The following is a 1459-nucleotide window of genomic DNA, read 5'->3' on the forward strand; positions in this document are numbered from 1 at the left end:
CCCGCTCGGCGCGCCGCATCCGGGCCCGGTGGTCGTCGGTGGTGAAGGGCGCGGGCGGGGCCTCGGCGGTGACGGTCGCGGGCCCGTCGCTGGGCGTGCCGGTCATCCATGCCTCCGTCTGCTCGGAGTTGCCTGGGCCTACGGGCAGCATCCTGCCCCTCCGCCGCGGCACACGCGAGCCGATTGAGTCATGGCGTCAACTGTCGTGCGCCTGCGGTGTCGGCCCTCCTGGACGAGTCGGGCCCCGGGCAGCAGCACGCGCCCGGAGAGCCCGCGCTCCACCCTCACTAATGATTGAGGGTTGCCCATCCGTTAGCACTAATGTTTACATGCGACTGTTCCATTAGGACATGCACCGCCCGAGGAGGCGTACGACGATGCTCGTACTCGCGCACATCAGTGATCTGCATCTGGACGGGAGCGACCGGGCGACCCGGCGGGCCGAGCGGGTACGGGATCTGCTGTGGGGGCTGCCGGGGCGGGTGGACGCACTGCTGGTGACCGGGGACATCGCGGACCACGGCACGGAGGCCGAGTACGAGGAGGCGGCGCGCATCCTGGGGCTGCGGGAGGGCGGGGCGCCCTTCCCGGTGCTCACCTGCCCGGGCAACCACGACAGCCGGGCGCCCTACCGCAAGGCGCTCCTCGGGGAGCCGCCCGCGGACGGGCCGGTCAACAGCGCGCACGTCTTCACGGCCGCCGCCGTACTGATGTGCGACTCCAGCATCCCCGGCCGCGACGAGGGCGAGCTGGACGCCCAGACGTACACGTGGATCGAGGAGACCCTCGACGGACTCGACGGCGAACGGCCGGTGCTGCTCGCCTTCCACCATCCGCCGGTGGCGCTGCACCACCCGCTGCCGGACGCGTACCGGCTCGGCCAGCCTTCGAAGCTCGACCGGCTGCTCGGGCGCCGGCCGGAGATCGCGGGGATCATCACCGGGCACGCCCACACGCCCGCCGCGACCACGTTCGCCGGGCGCCCGCTGGTCGTCGGCCCCGGGGTCACCTGGACACTGCGGCTGCCCTGGGAGGGCGACCAGGTCGCGGACCGGGAGGCGCCGCCCGGCCTGGCCTTCCATGTGCTGGACGACGAGGGACGGCTGACGAGTCACTTCCGGGTGGCGGCGTAGGCGGCCGGAAGGCGCGCGTCAGGTGACGACTCCGGGTACGGCCACGAGGTACTGACGGGCGCCGTTCGCGTGGCGCACGACGAGCCTGAGCGCCGTTCCGGGGCGGGCGGCGCCGATCGCCCGCGCGAGGTCGGCCGCCGTGCCGGTCCGGGTCCCGCCCAGGGCCAGGACGACGTCACCGCGGACCAGGCCCGCTGTGTAGCCGGCGCCGGGGACATGGACACCTGCCACGAGCGCGCCTCGACTCCGGGCGTCTCCGGGGGCGTCGACCACTTCGACACCGAGGGTGGGGCGTGCGGACGCCGTCGCCGCGGGGATCGAACCGC

General features: G+C 73.8%; 2 protein-coding genes. One reads left to right on the forward strand and one right to left on the reverse strand.

Annotated elements, in window-relative coordinates; all coding sequences use genetic code 11:
* The first annotated feature begins 377 nt into the window (after positions 1 to 377).
* The gene (locus AWZ10_RS40525; RefSeq protein ID WP_078935315.1) at positions 378 to 1133 is read left to right on the forward strand and encodes a phosphodiesterase; all 756 of its coding nucleotides are present in this window, start codon (positions 378 to 380) and stop codon (positions 1131 to 1133) included.
* Between the two features lie 18 nt (positions 1134 to 1151).
* Here AWZ10_RS40525 and AWZ10_RS40530 read toward each other — a convergent pair.
* A partial coding sequence (locus AWZ10_RS40530) for a PDZ domain-containing protein (protein ID WP_159058539.1) occupies positions 1152 to 1459 on the reverse strand: 308 nt, incomplete at its 5' end.

The sequence above is a fragment of the Streptomyces europaeiscabiei genome (assembly GCF_001550375.1).
Lineage (GTDB): Bacteria > Actinomycetota > Actinomycetes > Streptomycetales > Streptomycetaceae > Streptomyces > Streptomyces europaeiscabiei.

Coding starts and splice junctions, on each gene's coding strand:
- AWZ10_RS40525 (WP_078935315.1), top strand. CDS start 378: ATGCTCGTACTCGCGCACATCAGTGATCTGCATCTGGACGGGAGCGAC.